This is a genomic window from Halomonas sp. AOP30-A1-24, from assembly GCF_052378165.1.
Classification (GTDB): Bacteria; Pseudomonadota; Gammaproteobacteria; order Pseudomonadales; family Halomonadaceae; genus Vreelandella; species Vreelandella citrativorans.
This window is the reverse complement of record NZ_JBQSXL010000019.1, coordinates 51,653-77,098: the sequence shown is the minus strand read 5'-3', so window position 1 is coordinate 77,098 and position 25,446 is coordinate 51,653. Positions and strand designations below refer to the sequence as shown.

At 55.6% G+C, this 25,446-nt stretch carries 23 protein-coding genes; 8 read left to right on the top strand and 15 right to left on the bottom strand.

Annotated features, from left to right (window positions below; all coding sequences use genetic code 11):
• The first annotated feature begins 13 nt into the window (after positions 1–13).
• On the top strand, positions 14–766 hold the full coding sequence (locus ACT3TJ_RS12060; protein WP_172118174.1) for a hypothetical protein: 753 nt from the start codon (positions 14–16) through the stop codon (positions 764–766).
• A 20-nt stretch (positions 767–786) separates the two neighbouring features.
• Here the strand turns inward: ACT3TJ_RS12060 and ACT3TJ_RS12055 are convergent, their stop codons facing one another.
• A complete protein-coding gene (locus ACT3TJ_RS12055; protein ID WP_444622343.1) occupies positions 787–1,299 on the bottom strand; it encodes an opioid growth factor receptor-related protein in 513 nt (170 codons plus the stop codon).
• A gap of 109 nt (positions 1,300–1,408) precedes the next feature.
• Between ACT3TJ_RS12055 and xseA the strand changes: the two genes are divergently transcribed.
• Positions 1,409–2,749 (top strand): exodeoxyribonuclease VII large subunit, encoded by a 1,341-nt coding sequence (gene xseA, locus ACT3TJ_RS12050; protein WP_444622342.1) that lies wholly within the window; start codon positions 1,409–1,411, stop codon positions 2,747–2,749.
• 21 nt (positions 2,750–2,770) lie between these two features.
• Here the strand turns inward: xseA and ACT3TJ_RS12045 are convergent, their stop codons facing one another.
• Both ACT3TJ_RS12045 and ACT3TJ_RS12040 read right to left on the bottom strand, forming a co-directional pair.
• Positions 2,771–3,343 (bottom strand): carboxymuconolactone decarboxylase family protein, encoded by a 573-nt coding sequence (locus tag ACT3TJ_RS12045; RefSeq protein WP_444622341.1) that lies wholly within the window; start codon positions 3,341–3,343, stop codon positions 2,771–2,773.
• A gap of 38 nt (positions 3,344–3,381) precedes the next feature.
• Positions 3,382–4,707 (bottom strand): aspartate aminotransferase family protein, encoded by a 1,326-nt coding sequence (locus ACT3TJ_RS12040; RefSeq protein ID WP_444622340.1) that lies wholly within the window; start codon positions 4,705–4,707, stop codon positions 3,382–3,384.
• A 193-nt stretch (positions 4,708–4,900) separates the two neighbouring features.
• Between ACT3TJ_RS12040 and ACT3TJ_RS12035 the strand changes: the two genes are divergently transcribed.
• Positions 4,901–5,818 (top strand): MurR/RpiR family transcriptional regulator, encoded by a 918-nt coding sequence (locus tag ACT3TJ_RS12035; RefSeq protein WP_444622339.1) that lies wholly within the window; start codon positions 4,901–4,903, stop codon positions 5,816–5,818.
• Between the two features lie 115 nt (positions 5,819–5,933).
• Here the strand turns inward: ACT3TJ_RS12035 and ACT3TJ_RS12030 are convergent, their stop codons facing one another.
• The 3 genes from ACT3TJ_RS12030 to ACT3TJ_RS12020 all read right to left on the bottom strand — a co-directional run bounded on the left by ACT3TJ_RS12030 (position 5,934) and on the right by ACT3TJ_RS12020 (position 8,299).
• Positions 5,934–7,106 carry a DUF3618 domain-containing protein gene (locus ACT3TJ_RS12030; RefSeq protein ID WP_444622338.1) on the bottom strand — a complete coding sequence of 391 codons (1,173 nt, stop codon included), beginning with the start codon at positions 7,104–7,106 and terminating at the stop codon, positions 5,934–5,936.
• Entirely contained in the window at positions 7,103–7,540 is a 438-nt protein-coding gene (locus ACT3TJ_RS12025) for a phage holin family protein (RefSeq protein WP_442353036.1), read from the bottom strand. Before ACT3TJ_RS12025 ends, ACT3TJ_RS12030 begins: the two co-directional genes overlap by 4 nt.
• 93 nt (positions 7,541–7,633) lie before the next feature.
• On the bottom strand, positions 7,634–8,299 hold the full coding sequence (locus ACT3TJ_RS12020) for a hypothetical protein (protein ID WP_444622337.1): 666 nt from the start codon (positions 8,297–8,299) through the stop codon (positions 7,634–7,636).
• Between the two features lie 724 nt (positions 8,300–9,023).
• Here ACT3TJ_RS12020 and ACT3TJ_RS12015 point away from each other — a divergent pair.
• Complete coding sequence (locus ACT3TJ_RS12015; protein WP_193055361.1) at positions 9,024–9,878, top strand: SDR family oxidoreductase; 855 nt, start codon at positions 9,024–9,026, stop codon at positions 9,876–9,878.
• A gap of 117 nt (positions 9,879–9,995) precedes the next feature.
• Here the strand turns inward: ACT3TJ_RS12015 and argA are convergent, their stop codons facing one another.
• From argA to ACT3TJ_RS12000, 3 genes are all read right to left on the bottom strand, one after another.
• Complete coding sequence (argA, locus tag ACT3TJ_RS12010) at positions 9,996–11,312, bottom strand: amino-acid N-acetyltransferase (RefSeq protein WP_172118182.1); 1,317 nt, start codon at positions 11,310–11,312, stop codon at positions 9,996–9,998.
• A gap of 189 nt (positions 11,313–11,501) precedes the next feature.
• Positions 11,502–12,767, bottom strand: a complete 1,266-nt coding sequence (locus ACT3TJ_RS12005) for an inorganic phosphate transporter (protein ID WP_172118183.1) — start codon at positions 12,765–12,767, stop codon at positions 11,502–11,504.
• Positions 12,768–12,776: 9 nt separating this feature from the next.
• Positions 12,777–13,457, bottom strand: a complete 681-nt coding sequence (locus ACT3TJ_RS12000; RefSeq protein WP_193055358.1) for a TIGR00153 family protein — start codon at positions 13,455–13,457, stop codon at positions 12,777–12,779.
• Positions 13,458–13,594: 137 nt separating this feature from the next.
• Between ACT3TJ_RS12000 and ACT3TJ_RS11995 the strand changes: the two genes are divergently transcribed.
• The gene (locus tag ACT3TJ_RS11995) at positions 13,595–14,512 is read left to right on the top strand and encodes a CYTH domain-containing protein (RefSeq protein ID WP_444622336.1); all 918 of its coding nucleotides are present in this window, start codon (positions 13,595–13,597) and stop codon (positions 14,510–14,512) included.
• A gap of 88 nt (positions 14,513–14,600) precedes the next feature.
• Positions 14,601–15,476, top strand: coding sequence for an ion transporter (locus tag ACT3TJ_RS11990; protein ID WP_442353079.1), 876 nt, complete (start codon positions 14,601–14,603; stop codon positions 15,474–15,476).
• 88 nt (positions 15,477–15,564) lie between these two features.
• Here ACT3TJ_RS11990 and ACT3TJ_RS11985 read toward each other — a convergent pair whose 3' ends face one another.
• Complete coding sequence (locus ACT3TJ_RS11985; protein ID WP_442353078.1) at positions 15,565–16,188, bottom strand: L-threonylcarbamoyladenylate synthase; 624 nt, start codon at positions 16,186–16,188, stop codon at positions 15,565–15,567.
• A 64-nt stretch (positions 16,189–16,252) separates the two neighbouring features.
• Positions 16,253–17,194: a PHP domain-containing protein gene (locus ACT3TJ_RS11980; RefSeq protein ID WP_444622335.1), complete on the bottom strand. Its 942-nt coding sequence runs from the start codon at positions 17,192–17,194 to the stop codon at positions 16,253–16,255.
• 199 nt (positions 17,195–17,393) lie between these two features.
• Here ACT3TJ_RS11980 and ACT3TJ_RS11975 point away from each other — a divergent pair, with 199 nt between their 5' ends.
• Positions 17,394–17,693, top strand: coding sequence for a YciI family protein (locus ACT3TJ_RS11975; protein WP_444622334.1), 300 nt, complete (start codon positions 17,394–17,396; stop codon positions 17,691–17,693).
• A 156-nt stretch (positions 17,694–17,849) separates the two neighbouring features.
• Positions 17,850–19,847, top strand: coding sequence for a bifunctional tRNA (5-methylaminomethyl-2-thiouridine)(34)-methyltransferase MnmD/FAD-dependent 5-carboxymethylaminomethyl-2-thiouridine(34) oxidoreductase MnmC (mnmC, locus tag ACT3TJ_RS11970; protein WP_444622333.1), 1,998 nt, complete (start codon positions 17,850–17,852; stop codon positions 19,845–19,847).
• Here the strand turns inward: mnmC and ACT3TJ_RS11965 are convergent.
• The 4 genes from ACT3TJ_RS11965 to ACT3TJ_RS11950 all read right to left on the bottom strand — a co-directional run bounded on the left by ACT3TJ_RS11965 (position 19,841) and on the right by ACT3TJ_RS11950 (position 25,442).
• Positions 19,841–20,113: a YheU family protein gene (locus ACT3TJ_RS11965; RefSeq protein WP_172118191.1), complete on the bottom strand. Its 273-nt coding sequence runs from the start codon at positions 20,111–20,113 to the stop codon at positions 19,841–19,843. The genes mnmC and ACT3TJ_RS11965 overlap by 7 nt on opposite strands.
• A complete protein-coding gene (ligA, locus tag ACT3TJ_RS11960) occupies positions 20,110–22,146 on the bottom strand; it encodes an NAD-dependent DNA ligase LigA (RefSeq protein WP_444622332.1) in 2,037 nt (678 codons plus the stop codon). The genes ACT3TJ_RS11965 and ligA overlap by 4 nt, the downstream gene beginning before the upstream one ends.
• A gap of 108 nt (positions 22,147–22,254) precedes the next feature.
• The gene (gene zipA, locus ACT3TJ_RS11955) at positions 22,255–24,009 is read right to left on the bottom strand and encodes a cell division protein ZipA (protein WP_444622331.1); all 1,755 of its coding nucleotides are present in this window, start codon (positions 24,007–24,009) and stop codon (positions 22,255–22,257) included.
• 512 nt (positions 24,010–24,521) lie between these two features.
• Positions 24,522–25,442, bottom strand: coding sequence for a LysR family transcriptional regulator (locus ACT3TJ_RS11950; protein ID WP_441678008.1), 921 nt, complete (start codon positions 25,440–25,442; stop codon positions 24,522–24,524).
• Positions 25,443–25,446 lie beyond the last annotated feature (4 nt).

Here is a 25,446-nt window from a genome sequence, read left to right as displayed (position 1 = left end):
AAAGGTAATAACAATGGCAGACCAACCCAAGCAGCTCTACTACAGCAATCCGGATAACATCACGGGGGCACGTGTTTCGCGCGATATGATGGTGATATTATGCAGTGCGTTGGGGGAAGCGCTTGACGATCCAGATACGCGTCATTTCATTCGCAATACACGTATTCCCAATGAGCGGGAACTCTACGGTACCTTTATCAAGGCGCTGCTCAGTGATGGCTTTAATAGCCAGATCGGCCACATTGCCACTGAAGTACAGGTATCTCGTCAGACAGATGACGCCAGCGGCAAAGGCCGAGTGGATATCATTTTCGACTATCGCAGCACCAGTTTCCTCGTCGAACTGAAAGTCATTCGTGCTTCTGTGAATGGTCGTCAACCTGGTGAAGAGTACACAACAACTACACAGCGACTCGTTCGCCCGTGGCAAAAAGCCGTCAATCAGCTCATCGAGCTTGATGAAACAAGCCTGGGAAAAGCACTAAAGAAGAAGGTTATCAAGCTCCCTATCGCCCTCTACCTGCATGTAGATAACAGACAGAAGGGCAACATGGAGCAATGGGAAGCACTCAGCGCTGCAACACACGAAAGGATCGTATCTCAGCTAGATACCGACGTGGATAGTGATGACCCCGCGAGCCACCACTTCAGCTACTTCCAGCCACTGACAGACCCAGTGACCACATCACGCCGAAGAGGCTGTCTCGTTGAAGGAACGCCAGACGTAAGGCTTTACGGCTTTTCTATTATTGCGGCATGCCAGTAACAATAACCGAATAATACAGGCTACTCCTTATGTGCCTCGCTCCAATACTGGATCGAGGCATTCGAGACGATGCCCTGCTCGGTACCAATGTGTATGACGGCTTGCTGAAGAGCCAGCGCCAGATCGCACTGGTGGCAAAGTGCCAAAGAACGAATCATCCGCGAGATGCGCAGGTGATTATGCCCACCCGCTTTGAGCCAAACATGATCACGGATATTGAGGCTCGGTTGGGCGGTAATGGTGAGCCCATCCCGCACTAAACCCAAAAAACGTAACATCACATCCAACGACACGCGCTGCTGCTCGCGTAACGCACTCTCGTCGTGAAATACTTCACGCTCGACATCAGTCAGTCGCGGGGCAAAACCGTTAAAACGACCAGCTTCAGGAATGGGAAAAAGCCATTGAATATAATCATGGCTGTGCTCCAACCAAAAGTGCGACAAGGCCCAAATGGCATTGATATAGCGCCCTTTATGATCTGGTGCCTCGCTACGGTAAAAAGCGATCAGCGGTGTAAGCTGGTGACTCATAGCATTTCCTCGTGATTCCCTCGGTAATACAATGATACCTTGAAGTAGCGACACCACTTTACTCGACTAGCCGTCAAGATTCCTGGGTTCCCTAAAGCAAGGGATAGCAATGAACGCACCAACGCCCACTGCACTCTCCGTCAGCCAACTCAACCAACGCGCCAAGCAAACCCTTGAACGCGATGTGGGCGAGGTGTGGGTGGAAGGTGAGCTTTCTAATGTTTCGCGCCCGGCGTCCGGGCATATCTACTTTACGCTTAAAGATGACCGCGCCCAGGTGCGCTGCGCGCTATTTCGTCAGCGGGCGCGTTTTGTATCGGCGCCGATGCGCGATGGTGACCAGGTAAAACTGCGCGGGCGGGTGTCGCTGTTTGAGCCACGCGGTGACTACCAACTGATTGCCGAAGCCGTGCAGGCGGCGGGGCTTGGCGAGCTACTGGCCGCCTTTGAGCGCCTCAAAGCCCAGTTGGATGCCGAAGGCGTGTTTGCCAATACGCGTCCCCTGCCCTTTCCGCCGCGCAAAATTCTGATTTTAAGCTCAGCTACCGGCGCGGCCATTCGCGATGTACTGGCCGTTTTAGCGGCGCGCTGGCCCTTGGCAGATGTAACGCTAATCCCGGTACCGGTGCAGGGTGTGGAAGCGGCACCGGCAATGATCGCAGCGCTTGGGCTACTCAACCGTCAGGCACGGTTAGACCCTGAGCGCGATGTGGTGTTAATCACCCGGGGCGGCGGCAGCCTGGAAGATTTGTGGGCGTTTAACAACGAGCACCTGGCACGGGCGATTTTTCATTCACGCCTGCCAGTGATGTCGGCGGTAGGCCATGAGGTGGATGTCACGCTTGCCGATTTTGCCGCCGATGTTCGCGCCCCGACCCCTTCCGCTGCCGCCGAGCGCCTGGTGCCGGACCAACACGCCTTGAAGCGCCAGCTAGTTGATCAACAACACCGCCTGCACCGCGCCATGCAGCGCCGGTTGGAGCGCGACAGCCAGCAGTTGGATAGCCTGCGCGCACGGCTTCGCCATCCCGGCGAGCAGCTAAACCGCCAGCGCCAGCACGTGGCGACCCTTGCCCAGCGTTTAAATCGCGCTATGCAGCAAACGCTTACTCAGCAGCAGGCAAGCGTAACGCAGTTGGGCAAGCGCTTGGCGAGCCAGGACATGGCGCGTTTGCACCGCGCAGAAAGCGAACGGGTGGGTCAATTGCACCGCCGTATGGAAAACGCCATGCAGCGCCAGCTTCAACGTCAGCAGGCGCGTTTAACCAGCGCCGCACGGGAGCTTAATGCGATTAGCCCGCTGGCCGTACTGGGCCGGGGCTATGCGATTGCCCAGGATGAAAAGGGCAAGGTCGTGCGCCGCGCCGAGGAGACTAAACCCGGCCAGAAGCTCTCGCTGCGCCTGGGTGAAGGCAGGCTGAGTGTCGAGGTAAAACGGCGCTTCAAGTAAACAGCTAGAAACCTTCGTTGGTTACGCGGAAGGTGGTGTTAGCGAAAACAGCGCTGGGTTCAACCGCGCCTCTTCTTGAATACCCTCATCAATCGGCGTGTCGTAGGTCTTGAGCAAATACCCCAGCACCGAATAGAAGCCGACCATGGCCATCAGGTCGATCACGGCTTCACGCCCAATCGCCTCGGCCAATGTTTCTTCCTGATCGCTTGCCAGCATTCGCTTGTCGAGTAGCGCATCTACCGCGCTAACAATCAGGCCATCAACGCCGTTAATTGATTCAGGCACGCCACGAATAGCGTTTATCCTCGCATCAGAAAATCCTAGCGCCAGCGCACGGCTGACATGGTGGGCCCACTCATAGGCCGACCCCAGGCGAAAACCGGCACGTAGAATCACCACTTCGGTTAACTCGGGCCCCAAGGCATTGTCCTTCACCACGTGCTGCCGCAACGGCGCCCAGGCGTTTAGCAGGGCCGGATGGTGTGCCATGGTGCGGTAGACGTTCATCGCGCCTGCAAAACCTTCACGTAACTCTGCAAACGCTTCTGGCCAATCGGCGTCGCTCATCGGCGGGCAGGGAGACTGCTGCATGGTGCATTTCCTCTTGTATTATTTGGCTATCGCGCCCGTTATTCGGCTATTGCGGCGTCAATCGCTTGGGTGATCCGCTCAATGAGAAGATCAATCTCGTCTGCATTAATCGTATACGGCGGCGCGAGCAGCACGTGATCGCCATACACGCCATCAATGGTACCGCCCATGGGATAGCTGATCAGGCCCCGGACCATGGCCTGGCGCTTGATCCTGGCGTGGATTTTTCGAGCGGGATCAAACGGTGTCTTTAGCTCGCGGTCGGCCACCAACTCGATACCACGAAACAACCCCCTTCCCCGAATATCACCCACGTAAGGTGACGTGCCCAGCGCCGCTTCAAGGCCGCTTTGTAAGCGCGTGCCCATAGCGTTTACATTCGTCAGCGTTTCAGGCCGCGCGATGATCTCGACAACCTTGTTCGCCGCAGCCGCCGCAACTGGGTGACCAAGGTACGTATGCCCATGTTGAAAAAGGCCGGAACCGTTGGCGAAGCTCTCATAAATAGCGGAGGACAATAGCACGGCCCCAATCGGCTGGTAGCCGCCACCCAGGCCTTTGGCCACGGTGAGAATATCGGGCGTGATGCCGTCCTGCTCGCAGGCAAACAGGGTGCCCGTGCGCCCCATGCCGCACATGACCTCATCAAGAATCAGCAGTACGCCATGTTGATCGCAGATTTTACGCACTCGCTTGAAGTAATCGGCCTCAGCGGCCACCGCGCCAAGAGTCGCCCCCACCACTGGTTCGGCCACAAACGCCATGACGCTTTCAGGGCCCAGCTCGAGAATTTTGGCCTCAAGCTCATCGGCAAGCCTTGCGGCGTACGCCTCAAAAGATTCGTCGCTTGCCTTGTCACGGTAGGCGTAGCAGGGTGAAACATGGTGCGTTTGAGGCAGAAGCGGCTGAAACTGCTGCCTACGCATGGCGTTGCCGCCAGTGGCAAGCGCGCCCAGGGTATTGCCATGATAGCTCTGGCGCCGGGCAATAATATGCCGCCGCTCTGGCCTGCCGGTTTCGACAAAATACTGGCGGGCCATTTTTAACGCGGCCTCTACTGCTTCTGAACCGCCGGATACCAGATAGACATAATCCAGCCCGTCTGGCGCCAGGTTCACCAACTGCTCGGCCAGCTCCTCGGCAGCATCCGTGGTGAAAAAGCCGGTATGGGCGTAGCAGAGGTTATCAATCTGGGCTCGCATGGCCGCCAGCACTTCCGGATGGCTGTGCCCCACGCTCGTCACCGCCGCCCCGCCCGAACCATCCAGGTAGCGGCGGCCTTCGGTATCAGTGATATAAACGCCCTGCGCTGACGCCGCATGCGGTAACGCCTGACCAATACTGCGGTGAAGAATACGCGTCATAGCCCTTTCCTCTTCAGATGACCATCAACCACCCTATTTAGAACAAGAGTGACACGACCGAGGGCGCCAATGCAACACACCAATCTTTAATTGAATATTTAAAACAAATGGATCATTATTTTATCGAAAAGCGCCCTTACCCTCGTGCGCAATCATCTAAAGCCCTTGGGCGTATTCAAGAGGCAGCTCTGCTATGTCAAAAAGCCCTAAATCAAAAAGCTCTGTATCGCAGAGCGATCCGTTAAGAGAGCAGATCATTGCGCAGTTCGATGGTATGTCCGCCCAACTGCAACAGGCCGCGCGCTACGTACTTGAGCATCCGGAAGAAGTGGCCTTGGTGTCCATGCGCGAACTGGCGCGCTTGGCGGCAGTTCAACCGGCGACCATGACGCGGCTTGCCAAAGTGCTGGGCTTTCAGGGCTATAACGAAATTCGCGCCCACTATGCACAAACGGTGCGTCAGCGAAACGATGGCTTTGCGGCCAAGGTGCGCCAACGTGATGGTCAGGCGGTAAGCGCGCCAGGCAGTGATATTGCGCATCACATGCTGCATGGGTTAAGCACCCAGATAGCCGCGCTTTGCGAGCCTGAGCCGCTGCAGCGCTTAACCGCCATGGCCGAAAGGCTCGCGGCAGCCAAAAAAATCTATGTGCTGGGGTTACGTTCAAGCCATGCGGTGGCCTGGCATTTTCATTACGTTATGTCGCTATTGGGCGAGCGCTCGGTACATCTTGATGGGCCTGCTGGCACAGGCGGCGATGCCCTGATTCGTGCAAAACCGGATGAGGTGCTGCTGGTCATATCCATCAACCCCTACGCGCGCGATACACTAACGCTTGCGCAGTTAGCAAAAGATAAAGGCCTGGCGGTTCTCTCGATCACCGATAGCGAGGTATCACCGCTGGTGAGTATTTCCGAGCATACGGTTTACTGCGCCACCGAGAGCTACAGCTTCTTTCATACTCTGGCCCCTGCGCTGGCCGTTTCGGAAGTGCTCTGCACACTGCTGGCCGAGCGTGACCGCCCTGCCACGCTAGAAGCACTGCAGGACGCCGATGACCACCTTGCGCATCTTAATACCTACTCGAATGCGCTCCCCCGGCGAGAGTGAACGCTACCGCTTTGGCTGGCTTCGGGCGCAAAAAAAAGCATTAATGCTGCCCATAAAAAAGTGCCCAGCCAAGGCCGGGCACTGCGCGACAAGATAAGAGCGTCTGCTTGCCTGATTAACGCCTGGGCGGCGTCAAGGTGTCGTTGTCTTGCGTATTACCGGAGGGCGTACTGGAGCCTGCAAGGCCGGGTTCGGTGACTCCCTTGGCCGTATTCGGCGTGGCGCCCGTGGTGCTTGCGCTAATGCTTGAAGCTGAGCCATGACCTGTGGGGCTACTGCCTGATGGCGTGCCCGGCGTTGCATAAGACGCTGAAGGCTGGCCGGAAGTCGAATGCGTGTGGTCAGAATGCGCGTCTTCTTTCATGTGCTCGGCTTTCTCATGAATCTTTTGCTGGGCTTTATCCACCTGCTCGTGGCTCGCTTCAGATGCCTTGTGCAAGGCGCGGTCGCGGTATTCGCCCATGTATTCATCCTCTTTACGCGTCGTGGGGAACAGCCCCGCTAACGCAGCACCTAGCGCAAACCCTAGCGCACCGACCACCAGCGGGTGCTCCTGAATAAACTCAGTGGATTGACTGCCCGCGTGGCGAGCGCGATCCGACATGTTGTGCAGGTGATCCCGCGTGCCGTGCTGAAGGTGGGATGTGGTGTCTCGCATACTGCCTCCCATGTGCTGTGCCTTTTCGCCAAGATGATGTGCTTTATCGCCAAGCTGGTGAGCGGTATCTCTGGCCTTTTGGCTAATATGATGAGCCTTGTCTTTCGCGCCCTCTTTCATGCTGCTCATACGGCCTTTGCTACTGCCATGATGTTCAGGATTACCGGCAACGTAGCCTGGCGTACCGCTATGGATAGGCGTTCCATCATCGGTATGCGTGCCCTCATGAACCGGCACTCCCGGCGAGCCGTGAGAACCGCTCACCGCATGTTCATCGGCATAGCGGTGCGAAGATGCATGCTGATGGCGCCGTTCATGGTTCGGGTGACGCTGGGAAAGCATCAACCAGCCAAGACCGGCAGTGGTCATCAAAAACGGTAGCGGGTGCTGCTTGATTGTTGCGCCCAGGTTGGATGCAAACTCGTTAGCACCGCCATGACGAATATAATCATAAGAGCTGTTTAACAGCTGTTGAGGAGAGAAGCGCTCCTCAATTTCATGCAGCGTGGCGTCAAGGCGTTCACGTGAGCGATGAATGTCCTTTTCAATCTCTTCAGTGCTGCGATGGTCATGGTGGTCGCGCTGGTTATGGATATCGCTGTGGCTGTCGTTATGGCTGTGATCGCTCATTTCAAATCCTCCTTGACGTTATGCCTATGCTCTTTGGCGAGCTCCCTGTCGGCCTGTAGGCTATGCAACGTACGATCAGGCACCAGGTTGCGCGCCTGAAGTTTGGCAAGCCCACTTTTAAGCATCACAATGCCAATTACCGATACCACCACGCCTACGATAATGGCAGAGAGCCAAGGCGTCATATCAGGAGGAAGCACCTCATTGAGCATAAAGACAAGGGCGGCAAGCAGCGTGAGAAAGCCGCCTAAAAGCACCGCGCCTGCGACCGCAATGGCCGCTAAGGTGATCATAGCCTGATGCGTTTTTTCCGACACCTCTGCCTTGGCAAGCTCGGTTTCGTTGCGCACTAACGACGTTATTTCCTGCATCACCGTCGATAAAAGCGAGCCGACCGACGCGCCTTGTGGGGGCGTATTGTGATCTGAATCCATTCATAACCTCTCTTGCCCTTGATTAAGGGCGTTCAACTCAATCTTTTAAACCTGGCGACAGGCTGATCCACAGCTGGCGGCTACACAGGCCAGCTACAGCCGACCGGAGCCACCGGGCTGATTGGTTGAATCTGGCCTAGCAGTAGTGGTATCAGCCGTGCCGCCGGGCGTTGCCGTAGGCGCTGAGCGTTGCTGTGTGGGCTCAGAGGCACGCGAAGTTGCCCCACCCATCACGCCACCTTCCGGGTTCTCAGGCGTAGGAGACTCATGGCTTGAATAAGCACCCGATGACGGATGAGCATAACTACTTGGGCCGTTTGAATAACGGCTTGAACCGCCAGGTGAGTGCGAATGCTTGCCTGAGCTACGCAAGAAGCGTGTCACCAAAAACCCAGCCGCAATTGCCCCGCCAAAGAACAAGGCAGGCTCACGCTCACTGAAGCTTTTCGCTTCCTGGCAGATGCTGTTTAAGTCCTTGTTGCGTAGCTTGTCTGAAAAACGATCAGCTGTATCGGCAAACTTTCTCGCCTGTTGTGAGAAGTACGGCTGATCTTGATGATCAAACTCATCAGCCATCTTACGAAAAGCGCTGGTAAATTTTTGCGACTGCTCGGTGGCGGTATCACGCTGCTGATTGTAAAAGCTTTCAGCCTGATGCTGAGCCGCTTCACCTACATCATGTGCCGCATCGCGCCCTTGCTGTTTGAGCGAGTCAGTATTTGAAGAACCTGGGTCAGCCTGTTTTCCATAATCATTCATTTGTTACTTCCTCCTTGTCGTTTCACGCGTTAACGTACTTGTTAACCAGCACGTACTAACAAACACTTATTAACAAGCAGTTAACAAACAGTGGCTTGAAACAAAACGAACTGAACCGCTAATCAATTAAACACACGCACTAGATAACGAGCTCACCACCTAAATAGTCATTTAATATAAATCGGCTTTTTTACTATAGTTACCCAACACTCCCTGTCAATTTATAACCTTGGGCACACCCTTACGGCACCGCTATTTAACCAATATCAAAAAACATTTAATTAAAAGCAAAAACCAGCCTTTAACAAACATCAACCAATCCGCCTCGACCTCCCACCACTGCTGCTTTTCCTCACATCCAGCAGGCATGAATAGCGGCATCCTCTCAAGCTGATGACCTTTGTTCATCAGGGTCTAAAACACCTAACCCATCCTTTAAATATCTACTTAAATAAATATCAAACCTCAACAAACGCATCACATGGTTGATAAAAAAGATTAAAAGGACAAACAACTCATCTATACCAGCTCAAGCCTATAAAAAACCCTTCAGCCATTAACCCCGAACTTTATAACAATTCAATCTTTTATAAATCAAACGTTACGGTAATACTTGAATTGGCTCTTGATAAAACCTTGCGCTAGTGTAAGTAACGCAGGAATACGATTAGGCCACGGCTTTTCGTAGAGGAAGGATTAACGTCCCAACAAGGAGTCACTGCACATGAGCGATCAGAAACAGCCGCCTCAACACCAGAACAAACAGCCCGGTGATGAGCACGAAATGCGTCCGGAACCTGAATTTATTCGTGATAGCTATAAAGGCACCGATAAGCTTGTTGATAAGGTAGCCATTATTACCGGCGGTGATAGCGGTATTGGGCGCGCGGTAGCGGTACATTACGCTCGTGAAGGCGCCGATAGCGTGATTGTTCACCTTAAAGAGCCTAAAGATGCCGAAGATACGCAAGCCCTGGTGGAAGCGGAAGGTCGCCGCTGCCTGGTATTACAGGGCGATGTAGCTGACCCCGCCTTTTGTCGTGACATCGTTAAAAAAACGCTGGACCACTTCGGCAAGCTTAATATTCTGGTCAACAATGCGGCCGAACAGTACGACTGGAGCGATCTGACCGAGATCCCCGACGAGCAGATAACACGCACCTTTCAGACCAATCTGTTTAGCCATTTCTACCTTTCCAAGGCAGCGTTACCTCATCTGGAGGAAGGTGATACCATTATTGCCACCTCCTCCATTAATGCCTTTAAAGGCAACAACACGCTGATCGATTACAGCGCCACTAAAGGGGCCATCCAAGGGTTAATGCGCTCGCTTGCCATGTCGCTGGTCGGTCGCGGCATTCGGGTGAACGCTGTTGCCCCAGGCCCGGTATGGACACCGCTGATCCCCGCAAGCTTTGACGATGAGAAAGTTGCCGAGTTTGGCGGGCAAGTACCCATGAATCGCGCCGGGCAACCGAGCGAAATGGGGCCTGCCTATGTGTACCTGGCAAGTGAAGAGTCTTCGTACATGACGGGGCAGACGATCCACCTGAACGGTGGGGTTATTTTAAATACGTAAGCCCGGCATTTGAATTAAATGCCGGGGGAGAGCTGGGGCGGCTTCGCCGCCCTTTCGCGGGTGCCTCGCTTCGCTCGTTACCACGCGCTACTTTTATCCTGCACTCCTAACGCTTGGCTAGCCTGTTAGTGTCTTTACCAACACCTTGGATTTACGTGCGTGGTTATAAGCTTCGCGCCTCAAGGGCGGCAAATCATCCAGGCTGGCCGTTTGGAAGCCGTGCTCCACAAACCAGTGGGCCGTGTGGGTGGTTAATACAAATATTTCGCTAACACCGCGTTGGCGTGCGCGGCGCTCCAGCGCTTCCATTAAGCGCTCACCGCGTTCGCCCCCGCGGTAGTTACCGTGCACAGCCACGCAGGCCAACTCGGCAACCGTGGTGTTAGGGAACACGTGCAGCGCGGCGCAGCCAATCACCATGCCATCGCGCTCGATAACCATATAGTCATCAATTTCATGCTCCAAACGCTCACGCGAGCGCGCCACTAGCATGCCGCGGCGCTCCAGCGGTTCAAGCAACTCCAGAAGCCCTGCTATATCGTTGAGCTTAGCCGGGCGTAGTTGCTCATAGCGGTGCTGGGTAATCATGGTGCCCACGCCGTCGCGGGTAAAAAGCTCACCCAGCAGCGCATCGTGATTGCGCCACGACAACAGGTGGGTGCGGGCCACCCCCTCTCGTGCAGCGTTGCACGCAGCTTGAAGGTGGCGGGCAAGCTCGCTGCCGGGCAGCGCGCTCTCAAGCCGGGGTTCAGCATCGGCAGGCGTTAGCTGGCGCAGTAAGGCGCCCCCTTCATCCTGTAAGCCTTCTGATTCGCCCAGCAGGATCAACTTGTCGGCCTTGAGCGCTACGGCGGCATGCTGGGCAACTTCTGCGGCGTCCAGGTCGAACACTTCGCCGGTGCTTGAGAAACCCAGTGGCGGCAGGAGTACCAGCGAGCCCTTATCGAGCAGCCCTTCAATGGCGCCAGCCCGAACGCGGCGTACTTCGCCGCTATGATCAAAGTCCACCCCTTCCCGAACACCCAAGGGCTTGGCGGTGACCAGGTTACCGGAAATCACGCTAAGCTCTACACCGTGAAGCGGCGTGCTGGGCAGGCCAAGCGATAACCGTGCTTCAAGCCAAAGCCGCTGGTGGGCCGCGACCTGCTCTACATGGGTCATTACGGCGCGGTCGGCCACCCAGCGTCCGTTAATGCGCATGGGTTCAACACCGGCCTGGCCAAGCGCTTCCTGCACTTGCGGGCGGGTGCCAAATACCACCACCAAGCGCACGCCCAAGGTATGCAGCAGGGCTAAATCCTGAATCAATTGCTCCCCACGGCCAGACGCCATGGCTTCGCCTTCAATCAAGATGACGAAGGTTCGCCCCCGGTGCGCATTAATGTAGGGGGATGCGTTACGAAACCAATCAACAAAGGGGAAATGCTTATCCAAGGGCCGCTCTCCGGCAGCAGGTGAAAGAAAAAAACGGCGTTTACAACACTACTCGCGTTACTTTACCAGAGCGCAAAAAACAGCGGCACCTTCTATTGCAAATCGGCTAGCGCAAATCTGCATGAAGGTGCCGCTGATCTTGAGGCTTTTCGTGCGGGCGTGCGCCGGGTGGCGCCGCCTGTTACACCGTTAGCCGAACATGCCTTTAAACATAAAGAAGAACACAATCGCTAAGCCTGCACCGGCGGGCAGGGTAATCAACCACGAGACAACAATGGTGCCAATAACGCGCAGGTTAAGTGCCGCCATACCGCGCGCCAGCCCGACACCCAACACCGCGCCGACCAGCGTATGGGTCGTTGAAATTGGCAGGCCCGTGCCCGAGGCAACGACGACGGTACTCGCCGCGGCAAGCGTTGCGGCAAAGCCACGGCTAGGAGTGAGCTCGGTGATCCCGGTGCCCACGGTCGCAATTACTCGACGCCCATACGTCACCAGACCAACGACGATACCCGCGCCGCCCAATATCAGCACCCACCAGGGCACTAACGCCGCGCTATCAATCATACCTTCGCTGCGCACGACACTTATGACGGCGGCCAGCGGCCCCACCGCATTGGCGACATCGTTGGAACCGTGAGCAAAGGCCATGGCACACGCGGTAAAGATCATCAGCACGCCGAAAACACGCTCAACATTGGCATAGCCAAAGTGGTCATTGGCGTTCTTGGTGTACTTGATACGCCGCTGCATCACTATGCCAAGGCCCATGATCAGCACACCAATCAGAATCGAAAGCAGCAGGCTTTCGCTGAAGCTAAGATGCAGACCAACATGGGAAAGGCCTTTGGTCAGCGTCACCATGGCAACAATAAAGCCGACCAAAAATATATAGCCCGGCACATAGCGCTTGGCCGCCGCTAACGGATCTGAACTCTCGAAAATCAAGTGGTGTACCGACTTAAACAGCATATAGCCGATGGTACCGGCAATCAGCGGAGAAATAGCCCAACTAGAGGCAATCTGGCCGACCTTGTCCCAAGCCACCGCATCAACGCCTAACCCTACCGCCGCGAAACCGACGATGGCACCAACAATGGAGTGTGTGGTCGACACCGGCCAGCCACGGGCAGAAGCGACCATCAGCCAAATACCTGCCGCCAACAGCGCTGACAGCATGCCGTAAACCAAAAACTGTGGGTTGGCTTCAAGCAGGTTGGGATCAATGATGCCGCCACGAATGGTGGCGGTAACCTCACCACCGGCAAGCCAGGCACCTAAAAATTCGAAAATAACAGCAATGATGATGGCTTGCTTGATGGTGATCGCTTTCGACCCCACCGACGTTCCCATGGCGTTGGCAACATCGTTTGCGCCGACGCCCCACGCCATGAAAAAGCCAAATAAACAGGCCAGAATAATAAATATCTCGCCGTACTGGGCAATAATTTGCATTGGTTTCCCTTAGCGTGCGGTCAAAATCTGCAAGCGACTGCCTACGCGCTCAGCACGGTCAGACACTTCACCCACCCATTCGATAATCTTGTAAAGAAAGATCACATCGACGGGCGGTAGTTGGCTTTCAAGCTGAAACAGCTGGCGACGAATGGCCACCTGCTGACTGTCTGCCTGGTGTTCAAGGTTATGCAGCTCACGGATCATGTTGCTCATAACATCCGCGACGTTACGCCCAAAGCCTGACTCTAAAAGCTCCATCAGCTCTTCAAGGGCCTGGCGCGCTTGGGCCACACATGCCACGCTAGTCGCCATATAATCGCGCATCGGATCAGCGAGCTCATCAGGCACGCGCATTTTACGGCCTAGCATAATGCCGGTAATGTCGCGCACCTTGTTGGCGATTTTGTCCTGGACGCTAATCAAATCCAGTAGATCAGACCGTGAAACCGGCAGAAACATGGTGCTGGGCAGGTTGAGCCGTAGATCCGTTTTCAGCACATCCGCTTCGTGTTCTAAACGGGTTACGTTTTCACGCAGCTCAGTGGCGGTATCCCAATCGCCAGCAAGCGATGCTTCAAAAAACGGTAACAGTTGGTCGGCGCATTCATTGGCCTTGACGATGTGGGCCAGCAGCGGCTGGAATGGCGAGCGGCCAAACATCGCGGAAAAAGGGTTGGAGGTAACCATAGAGCCTTTTAGCCTGTTTTCGGGGGAGCCTGGAAATGGCGACGCCAGTATAAAGAGTGCGCTCGCCGCCGTCATGAAAACTTCATATTGGTAGCAAAAATTTAACCAGTACTTCACGTTTAAGAGTGGCTATTGTCATGAAAAATGCAACACCAATCGAAGTAGAGATAAAACTTGCGCTTGCCCAAGCCAGTATTGAGGCGCTCAAGCACCACCCTTTGCTCGACACAAAAACACCGTTAATCCAGACCTTAGCCAATACCTACTTCGACACACCGACCCATGACATGGCCAACGCACGAATCGCGGTGCGTCTTCGTCAAGTCGATGGTCGCGTGCTGCAAACGGTAAAAACGGCGGGCCAAGGGGGTGGCGGATTATCCAGCCGCCAGGAGTGGGAGTGGCCGGTCGCATGCGCTGAACTCGACCAGGCAGGTCTCGCCGCACTGCCACCTTTCAGCGACGAGCCGGTCAATAATGGGCCTGCCCACAAAGTGCTCAGAGAACGACTAACGCATCTAGCCCCCATACTGCGCACCGACTTTACTCGATACAGCTGGCAGCTCGACTGGCAGGGCAGCCAGATTGAGCTGGTACTGGATGAAGGCGAAATTGAAAGTGGTGACTACCGCACGCCCATTTGTGAAGTAGAACTGGAGCTTAAAAACGGTGACCCGCAAGCGCTCTGGTCGCTGGCGATTGCGCTGGCAGAACAGGTTCCGCTTCGCCCATCTGATAGCAGCAAGGCATCGCGGGGTAACGCCTTGCGCGCCCAACAGTGGCCGCTTCCTAACGCAACGACACCTGCTGAATGGCTACACCGGGCAACGCTTGCCCTTGATGCCTACCACGACAACCAGCAGCGCCCGTTCCTAAACCTTACCCATGAGGCGCTGACCCGCTTAGCCGAACACGCATCACTGCCCGAGGACATGAAGGCCCAGGCGGCTCACCTATCCACAGCGCTAGATGACACTGGGCAACCCCGTATTGCCTATGGAGTAACGCTCCTGACGCTTTCCCATCGTTTAGCGCTGCAACGCGAGCTAAGCTAACCTTCACGTTGTTTTAGATAGATTCAAGCACGTTTGCCCATAGACCTAATCACTGTGATAAGTGATTGTTCATTTCATCAGGATCGCCATGAGTTTTAACCTGACCCCTGCCGCGGAAGGGCTTCGCACACAGCTGTTTCACGTTATTTTCGAGTCCGACACGCCCACTGCCAAGGGATTCGATATTGCGCTGATTGTGATGATTTTGGGCAGCGTCGCCGTCATTCTGCTCGGCAGTGTTCAGGAGTTTTCCCAAGAGTATGGCTGGCTTTTCTACTACCTGGAGTGGGGCTTTACGATTCTGTTCACCGTAGAGCTTGCGGTACGCATCTACTGCCTTGAACGTCCTACTATCTATCTGAAAAGCTTTTATGGCGTGGTCGATCTAATCTCCATCCTGCCAGCCTGGCTGGTACTGCTGATGCCCGGCTTTCATGCGCTGGTGATTATTCGCATACTCCGCGTGCTGCGCATTTTCCGTATCCTGCGCCTGATGGAATTTGTGGGCGAAGGACGACTGCTGATCGAAGCATTAAAGCGTAGCGTGCGCCAGGTACTGCTGTTTTTCTGCAGTATTTTTATGGTTGTCACCATGTTTGCCGCGCTGATGTATACCATCGAGTCGCCGGAAAGCGGCTTTACCAGTATTCCCATGTCGATCTACTGGGCGGTGGTCAGCGTTACCACGGTGGGGTATGGCGATATCGTACCGGGCACAGCGCTTGGCAAAGCGATTACTGTGCTTCTCATCCTGATTGGTTACTCGATTATCGCCGTGCCTACCGGCATTTTTTCAGCCCAGGTCATCCGCTCGATCCGTGAAGACCGCTACTCCGATGAAGCGTGCCCAAGATGCGGCCATGACCGTCACGAAAAAGACGCACTCTACTGCCTTCGTTGTGGCACCTGGCTGGATGAAACGACGGAAGACCCCAAAAAGGAAACGCCACCGCAAGAGCCTTAAAATCTACTGACTACTTATTAACCCCGCGTTGTGTCCTCCCCGGTTTGGGGCTGGCACAACGTGGAGAAAGGGTTGGCTTTCGAAGGGCTTAACTTTCGAAGGGAGCCGTGTCACCGCGTCCGGCACGGACAATTTTGGGCGGTAGCTCTCGCAGGTCGATGACGCTGGTGGGGTCCAGGTGGCAGGCGCCACCGTCAATAATCAGGTCCAAATGCGCTTCAAAGCGGTCACGAATTTCCTCTGGGTCGCTCATGGGAAGGTCTTCCCCCACCGGAATCAGCGTAACGCTCATTAGCGGTTCGCCAAGCGCTTGCAGTAGCGCATGAGCAATCCGGTGATCAGGTACGCGTACGCCAATGGAGCGACGTTTGGGGTGCAGCAGCAGGCGCGGGACTTCTGTCGTGGCATCCAGAATGTAGGTGTACGGTCCTGGTGTATGCGCTTTCAGCAGCCGAAACACCGCATTATCTACCTTGGCGTAGGTGCCAATTTCCGAAAGGTCCGAGCACATCAGCGTAAAGTTGTGCTTGTCATCCAGCGAGCGCAACCACTTGATCTTTTCAATAGCCTTCTTTTCGCCCAGATGACAGCCTAACGCGTAACCTGAGTCAGTGGGATAAGCCACCACACCGCCTTTGCGAATAATCTCGATCGCTTGATCAATCAGGCGCTTTTGTGGGTTTTCTGGATGAATCTGGAAATATTGGCTCATTGTCTGCTCCTGCCCGTGGGCGCGTTTCAGTCCATTAGGGTATTCGCTTTTATCAAACGCTTACTCATACCATAGCTGACGCAGCGGCTAATGGACCAGCGGGGGCATCGCGTAAATGCGCTAAGCGAGGGTGCTGCCAAATGGGCGGCGCGGCCGTGCGCGGCACCATGCTCATGCTGCCTGGTGCGGCGTGGCTGCCGGGAAAGTGGAAGTCGCTGCCTAACGAGGCATAAAGCCCACGCTCGACCATTTGACGGGCAAGGTCCCTTGTGACATCCGGATTCTGCTGGCCGCTGACCAATTCAACCGCGTCACCGCCTGCGGCCTGAAAGGTATCCATTAACTGCCCTCGCTTACGCCGGGTTAAGCCGTAGCGTAAAGGATGCGCAATCACCGCAACGCCACCAGAGGCCACCACCCACTCGACGACTTCGCTGATTTCTGGCCAGTGAGCTTTAACATCGCCTTTTTTACCGCTGCCCAGGTAGCGTTTAAACGCAGTGGCCCAATCGGCCACAACCCCCTCGGCCACTAACGCGCGGGCAAAATCAGGTCGACCTAACGGGCGGTCACTACCTGCCTGCTCACGGGCTTTTTCCAAAGCATTTTTAAGGCCCACTTTCTCTAACCGCTCGGCGATCACTTCAGCGCGCTGAATACGCGCCTGGCGCTGCTGTTCAAGCCCTTCAATCAGCAGGCCTTGCAGGCCACCGGGCATCAGCGCCACTACGTGGATGTTGATGCCTTGCCAGCGAGTGGATAACTCACAGCCGGGCACCAGGCATAGCCCGGCTTGTATCGCCGCCTTCCCGGCCTCGTCGATGCCGTCCATGGTGTCATGGTCCGTCAACGCCATGTGGGTAAGGCCGCGCGCTGCGCACAGCGACACTAACTCCGTGGGGGTTAACGCGCCATCCGACGCCGTTGAGTGCATATGCAGGTCAGCCGTGTAGCGCTGATCGGCATCAAACACCGCAGGAAGTAACGTTGCAGGAAGTAGAGGCATGGGCATGACGTCATGTGGCGAGTTTGTCAGAATAGGGATGTCTACCACGAACAGTCATAATGTGCTGTGTTCAAAAGACCTGGTGTTCACAGCGCTGCGCGTGGGACGATTTACAAACGCTCGCCATGGTGCGCGCTTATGTGGATGCGGTCAATGCTGCATAGGGCGCTTTACTGCATGCTTTTAAGGAGTTATCCCCATGCTCTACGCCATTATTAGTGAAGATGTATCGAATAGCCTTGAACGCCGCCTGGCGGCCCGCCCGGACCATTTGGCACGCTTGGAAACGCTACGCGATGAAGGCCGCTTGGTGCTCGCGGGCCCGCACCCCGCTGCGGATACTGAAAACCCCGGCGACGCGGGTTTTAGCGGCAGCCTGGTGGTGGCTGAATTCGACAGTTTGAAAGCCGCTCAGGGCTGGGCTGACGCCGATCCATACATCATTGCGGGTGTCTATGCCAAGGTAATTGTTAAGCCGTTCAAGAAAGTTTTGCCTTGACCGATTAGGGCGAGTGTGGAGGGTCCGCCTGCTAATTCACAGAGCCTGTGGAAAACTCTGTGCAAACCCGGCGGACGCTTTTCGCTAAGCCAGAGATAGCGCCCTGATTAACAAATTGATTATTTTTTAACCACTTCAGTCATTACGGATATCCGCGTGCCTCAACGCCTTACTGATCTACCCCCCTTAGCGGCGTTAAGCGCGCCATTACTCACCTGGAGTGACACTTCACCGCACTCGGATGATTTTGATGACGTGTACTTTTCCCGTGAGGGCGGTCTTGAAGAAACCGAGCACGTTTTTTTAAATACCAACCGCTTGCCTGAGCGATTTGCCGCTTGGGAAAACACGCGCGCCTTTGTGATCGGGGAAACCGGCTTTGGCACGGGCCTTAATATGCTATGTGCCTGGGCCTGCTTTGAGCGGCACGCGCCCGCCGGGGCAAGGCTGCATTTTTTATCCACAGAAAAGTATCCCCTGGATCAGGTATCGCTTGAGCGCGCCCTACGCGCCTGGCCGTCGCTTGCCGGTTATTCACAGCGGCTTTGTGAGCAGTGGCCCTCACCCGTTAGCGGCGTACACCGCCTGCACCTGAGCGACCGCGTGACGCTGGATCTGCATTATGGCGATACCACCGAGCGGCTGACGCTGTTAGATGGTCAGGTCGATGCCTGGTTTCTGGACGGCTTTGCGCCTTCTAAAAACCCGCAAATGTGGCAGCCCGAGCTGTTTGAAGCCATGGCGGCGCGCTCTCGGCCGGGGGCCACCTTTGCCACGTTCACCTGTGCGGGCATTGTTAAGCGGGGCTTGAAAGCGGCAGGCTTTAGCTGGAAAAAAGTCCCGGGCTGCGGGCGTAAGCGCGAAATACTGGCAGGCATGATTGACACACCGCCTACCGATAAGCGCCGTGAGGCAGCGCCCTGGTTTACGCCGCCAGCGCCTCTCCCCACGCAGAAGGTGGCGGTTATCGGAGCAGGGATCGCTGGGTGCAGCGTGGCGGCAGCACTTGCCAAGCGTGGCGTTAATGTGACGGTGATCGAGCGCGAAACACCCGGCGCAGGCGGCTCGGGTAATCGCCAGGGGGCGCTTTATGTGAAGCTTGCGGCCGACACCAACCACCAAAGCCGGTTTTATCTCTCCGGCCTTTTATACAGCCAGTGCTGGCTTAATCAGCTCAAGGTTCCAACGCTTTGGCAGCCCTGCGGCGTCGTGCAACTGGCCACCAACGCGAAAGAGACCAAGCGCCAGCAGCGCTTTAGCGAGCAGCATGCGCTTCCCGAAAGCGTGGTGTCGCCGCTTACCCAAGGGTTGAGTGAGAAAGCCGGTGTGGCCATTGAAGCCGAACACGCCCTGTTTTACCCACACGCAGGCTGGGTGCGGCCCAAAGCGCTATGTGAGCACTTACTCCAAACGCCTAATATCACGCTGAAACAGGGCGATGTCACGTCCCTTACGCGTGAAAATGACCGCTGGCAGCTCGCACTTGCTGATGGAAATACGATAAGTGCAGACCAGGTGGTGATTGCAAGCGCTCACTACGCCAATACGTATACTCAGACGGCCAGCCTGCCGCTCCAACAGGTGCGCGGCCAGGTCAGCGAGGTGAGACTGCCCGCAGGCGTAAAAGGCCCTGAGCGGGTGGTATGCGCCGGAGGCTATGCGTCGCCCGCCATTGAAGGGGTACTTACCTTTGGGGCAAGCTTCGTGCCCAACAATGCTTCTACCGACGTGACCGATACCGACCACCAGCGCAATATTGATGAGCTTCGCCAAACGCTTCCAGCGCTGGTGGCAGAACTTGAAAGCGCAGGCGCCCACCTGACTCCACAGGCGCTTGAAGGACGTGCGGCGGTACGTGCAGCAAGCCCTGATAAAACGCCCTATGCAGGCCCAGTCCCCAATGCCTCGGCCTGGCAGTCAGACTATGCCGTGCTGGCAAAAGATGCCTCGCGGGTGCCAAACGCCCCCGGGGAGCACTACCCAGGGTTGTGGATATCTACCGCCCACGGCTCTCGCGGGCTTTCCAGTGCGCCGTTATGCGCCGAGCTTATTGCCTCCCGGCTGCTTGACGACCCCATGCCGCTTGAGGCTCAGTTGGTCGACCATCTTCATCCTGGGCGACGTATTATCAGCGCGATTGTTCGCGGTCAGTAGTCACCCTCTTCCTCATCATCTGCCAGATCACGACCGAAGGAACGCCACTGCGCCAGGGTCATTACTTCGGTCATTTCAAGCTTGAGGTCATGGGCAATAATCAGCTCACTGCGCGCCAACTGCTGTTTAAGCTCGTCGACCCACCCTTTCATCCCCGTGCCGGTATCGGTGGTGTCATAACCCTGCCGGGTAACAAACGCCTCCAACAACGCATCGAGGGTTTCCGGCGGCAACATGCGGGCGGGTACTTCGATGAAACGGCTCATTCGCTCTGCTCCCACTGCGCAAGGCGTTCAATAAAGGTGGCTTCATCCACAACCTCTACGCCCAGCTGTTCCGCTTTGGTTAACTTACTACCGGCCGCTTCACCGGCGACCAGCGCCGTGGTCTTTTTCGAAACGCTACCCGCTACTTTGGCGCCAAGCGCCTGTAGCCGAGCCTTGCCCTCGTCACGGGTCATGCTTTCCATGGCGCCCGTCAGTACCCAGGTTTGACCTTCTAGCGGTGTAGGGCCTTGGGTAACGTCGGCTTCCTGCCAGGTGACGCCTGCCTCAATCAAGGCAGCCAGGGTCTCCTGGTTATGGGGCTGGCGGAAAAAGGTATGCACGTGGGCCGCCACAATGGGGCCAACATCGTTGACCGCCTCAAGCGCTGCCTGTTCGGCTGCTTGAAGCGCTTGCAACGTTCCAAAATGGCTCGCCAAGTTAGCAGCGGTGGCCTCCCCCACTTCACGAATGCCCAACGCGTAGATAAACCGAGCGAGCGTCGTATGACGAGCTTTATCCAGCGCGTTGACCAGATTAATGGACGATTTTTCGCCCATACGCGGCAAGCTCTGCCATTGCTCAACCGTCAGGTGAAACAGGTCGGCAGGTGTTTTCACCCAATCCAGCTCTACCAGTTGGTCGATCAGTTTGACGCCTAGGCCATCTACATCCAGGGCCTTGCGGCTGGAGAAGTGTTTGAGCGCTTCTTTACGCTGGGCAGCGCAGAAAAGCCCACCCGAGCAGCGCGCTACCGCTTCGCCTGCCACGCGTTCGATATCCGAACCGCACACCGGGCAGTGCTCGGGGAACACAATCGGCTGCGCGTCTATTGGACGTTTTTCCTTATCGACCCGGACCACTTGGGGAATCACATCGCCTGCGCGGCGAATAGCTACTGTATCGCCAATCATGACATCCAGGCGGGTGATTTCATCAGCGTTGTGCAGCGTCGCGTTGGATACGGTAACGCCTGCGACGCTAACGGGCTCAAGCCTTGCCACTGGCGTGATGGCACCCGTACGGCCTACCTGAAACTCAACGTCGTTAAGCGTGGTGATCTCTTCCTGAGCGGGGTACTTAAACGCCGTTGCCCAGCGGGGAGCGCGAGCCACAAACCCAAGTTCACGCTGATAGCGCAGTGCATTCACCTTGATCACCACGCCGTCGATGTCGTAGCCCAACTGGTCGCGCTTCTCACCCAACTGCTCGCAATACTCAACGACCGCCTGCGGGCCAGTCAACACCTTTAGCTCCGCGCTGGCGCGAAAGCCCAGCGTTACCAGTCGATCCATTAGTGCGCTATGCGTGGTGTCGCCCATGTCCGGTTCCAGACGCGCCGCCTGATAGGCATGAAACTCCAACGGGCGGGTAGCAGTAATCTCGGGGTTCAACTGACGTAAACTACCGGCAGCGGCGTTACGCGGGTTGGCAAATACCTTACTGCCCTCCTCGCGTGCACGCTCGTTAAGCGCTTCAAACCCCTGGTGGCGCATGATGACTTCACCGCGCACTTCCAAAAGCTCAGGGATCTGCTTGCCCATTAGCTTTAAAGGCACCGAGCGCAGCGTACGCAGGTTAGAGGTAATGCCTTCCCCAGTGCGGCCATCGCCACGGGTGGCGCCACTCACCAGTACGCCCTGCTCATACACCAGCGATACCGCAGCGCCATCAAGCTTCGGTTCACAGGTAAACTCAACGTCATCTGCTGCGCACTCCAAGCGCTCTGCGACGCGCTCAGCAAAGGCCACGATGTCGCCGCCGCTAAACGCGTTATCCAGCGAGAGCATGGGGATGGCGTGGGCGACCGAAGGAAACCCATCAGCAGGGGCCGCACCCACGCGCTGAGTCGGTGAATCCGGAGAGACGAGCGTTGGGTTTTCAGCTTCCAGCTGCTTTAAGCGTTGCAGTCTCCGGTCGTAGTCAGCGTCTGATAACGTTGGCTCATCCAATACGTAGTAACGGTAGTTGGCTTCATCAAGCTCGGCGCGCAGCTGGGTGACTGCTTCCAGCACTTGGGGGTCAGGCTGACTCATTAACGTTGGTTTCCATCGTACGGGCTAAAATCAATCACAAAAAGACACATCCTGGAACAAAAACACCCGCCTTCTGCAAGAAGGCGGGTGTTTAACAGCAAGCGCTACTTAGTGGGCTTGCATGTGGCGATGCAGGCGGTGGCGGCGTTCAAACTCATGCACCCGCTGGCGGGCAAACTCAATGGTTTGAGCCGTCATGACGCTACGATTCTCATCCTTCAGCTCGCCACTCATATGGCGAACCACGACCATAGCGGTTTCCACCATGGCTTCAAAGGCTGCAGAGCTGTCGACCGCTCCTGGCAAGGGCATCAGAAAGGTGATCCCTGGCGTTACAAACTCACCCATCTCTTCAATAGGGAATGTGCCGGGTTTAACAACGTTAATCATTGAGAACTGAAGTTCGCTGTCGTCACTTTCTGTTTCAAAGCGGTGGAACACACCCATGGCACGGCTGTAGCGTAGGCCGCACGCCATAATGAGATCCAGCAACTTGCTGCCATCGAAGCCTTCCGGGTCCCGGGAGAGCACGCTGATAACCACCACCTCATCGGCGTTGGTCAATGTTTCTTTGGCATGTTCACCCGGCACATCATGACGCAACGCTTTTTCAAGCGTTGGGTGAGCACGTACGACATTATCACGCGAGCCACGCACCGGCGCTTCATCGTAGGCTTCATAGTCATCGTACTGATCCGCTGATGTTTCATGCGCATAAGCAGGTTCAGACTCGTCATGGCGTGCAGCGGCCCGTTGCGCTTCCGCAGCAATTTCGGCGGCTTCGCGGGCTTCGGCCTGTTCCTGGGCAATGCGGGCTTTTTCTGCCTCGGCAGCTTCTTTTGCTTCACGGCGCTGCTCGGCTTCAAGCGCTTTGCGCTCTGCTTTCAGCTTGGCGGCGGCTTCAGCACGCTTGGCCTTTTCAGCTTTCTTACGGGCTTTTTCCTGACGACGCTGTATCAGGCGACGTTTAAGCGAGCGGCCCATACCCTCAAAATCGACCAGCCGATACTCATCAACGGCATCATCATCCAGCTCGTCATACTCGCCGGCCGTATCTTCACGCAGTTGACGACGCTTGGGCGCCCTGGCCGAAGCGGCATCTTCTGGCTCTGCACGCAACACAGGATCGGCGTCTGTTTCAACAGCGAGGACCGGCTCAGCGGGGCTCTCCTTATTCACCGCGACGGATTCATTCACCGCGACAGGCTCTTCTTTCGCAGCAACGGACTCTTCGTTGGCAGTAGATAGGGAGATAGACGGCTCTCCAGTGTGTGGCTTGCTTTGGGTTGGCACTTGCTCGGCAATAGGCGCATGCGCTTCTGACGCTGTTTTGTCTACCGGCTGAGTGTTAACAGGATTGGCTTGTGCCGTTGGCTGGGGTTCAACCTGGCTCACGTCAGCTGGAGCGTCGCTATTCGGGAAGATGCTTGGCTCTCGACGATCAATGTCAGCCGGGCGTGCTTTAGGCGCAGCGGCCTGGCGCTGAGGCTGTGCAGATGCTGCTGTATCCACTGGCGGAGCAGTCGCTTTACGCTTAGGGACCGCATTGGCAAAGGAGCTCCTAAATTCGGATAGCACTCTGGAAGGCCCTGGATGGTCTTGACGTTCCAACTTGGGTTTCGCGCCGACCCCACTATAGTCCGCAGGTTTAACGACACGTGCGCCACCGTTCGGAAGCTCCCAGCTAATTTCGGCTTCTTTAGCCTCATCATCCAGCTCGGTTAGCTTCGCCTCGGGAAGGTCCTTAACCGCCTGGTCCAAACGAGGGACGCGCCGCTGGCGTTGGAGTCGTCGTACACCGTCGACTACGATGAGCGACACCAACGCCAGTCCTAAAATGATTAACCATTCTCTTAGTTCCATGTCGAACATTCCATGGGTCATTTAACCGGTTACTAAAGCGCCATACCTGAGTGAAAACCTTTCAGGTGGTAAATAAATACCACTAGCATAGCGCGGTTACTATAAATAGAGCCATTTTTTAGCGATTTCTACGTTATGGCACGGTTCCTAAGCACAGTTCCTAAGTACAGTTCCTGACGTTTTCTAAGCAATATTGACGTTCATCGTGATCAGACTCAGTTGCTATTATTCAGGTCGTGAATCTGCTCTTTAATCCTGGTGTATATGTACTGCATCTATCTTACTTAATGTTTACTTAATTCTTAAAGCGAAGCGAGCTTAACAACCAACCTGCCACTACTGTATATAAAAACAGCAAAAGGCTTTAATCCAGCTCAGCCACACTAGTTCAAGGTAAATCTACCATAGCATTAACCACAATTTTATAATGATCAATATAGATAAGTTGAGCGTTTTTACACATTTTTTTATTATTTCTACTCAATTTGTTAACAGTTGTAGCAGTTATTTGCTTAACCGTTGGACAGCTTTTGCCAGAATGCATTCGCAAAGTGGCTGGCTAATACACGTGGTCGGGTCAGATGTATTTCTAACGGTATATCCCACGAATCATCCAATGCACGCACTAACCGACCATCGCTAATCTCTTGTTCTGAAAGGCTTTTAGGTATCCATGCCAAGCCTTTATTTTCCAATACCATGGACATCAACACCGCGGCCAAGTGGCTGGTAAAGCGAGGCGCACTTATAAGAGAGGTGGCATTTTCATTAAGCCAGTGGTTAACAACACGGCCTAATCCCGAAGCATCGGTATATCCCAGGTAAGGCAACACTTCCAGGCACTGAGAACTGCTTAATTCTTTTCCCACCAGTGGAATCAGCGAATCCTCGCCCACCTTTATACTCTCAAACTGGTCAGGCGATAACCGTGAGGGAACAGCGCAATGCCGATGGCTTAACAAGAACTGGCAGTCACCTTGTAACAACAACTGCTCACACGTGGACATTGTATCCGAGTGAAGGCGCACGGCCTCCATGGGCGCTCCCTGCTCCAGGGCTCTTATCCAACGGGGGAAGAACGTAAATGACAGCGAGTGCGTCGCTGCAAATTGCAACGTTCGGGTCGCTTCCCCGGCAATTTGCTGTGCTTCAGCCCGCAAGCGGTACAGTCGGCCAATCGCGTCAAACGCGCTGGCCTGTATGTGCTTACCGGCGTCGGTGAGCGTGGTGCCCTGTGGGGTGCGAATAAACAGGCTAACGCCCATCCACTGTTCAAACGCGCGGATCCGTCGGCTGAACGCGGGCTGGGTAATATGTCGGGCGTTTGCAGCACGTACAAAACTGCCGTGCTCGGCAAGGGCGGTAAAGTCTTCTAACCAGACGAGTTCCATGGGGCAATGCCGTTTCAGCATGGGAGCACCTAGTAATAGCATTGGG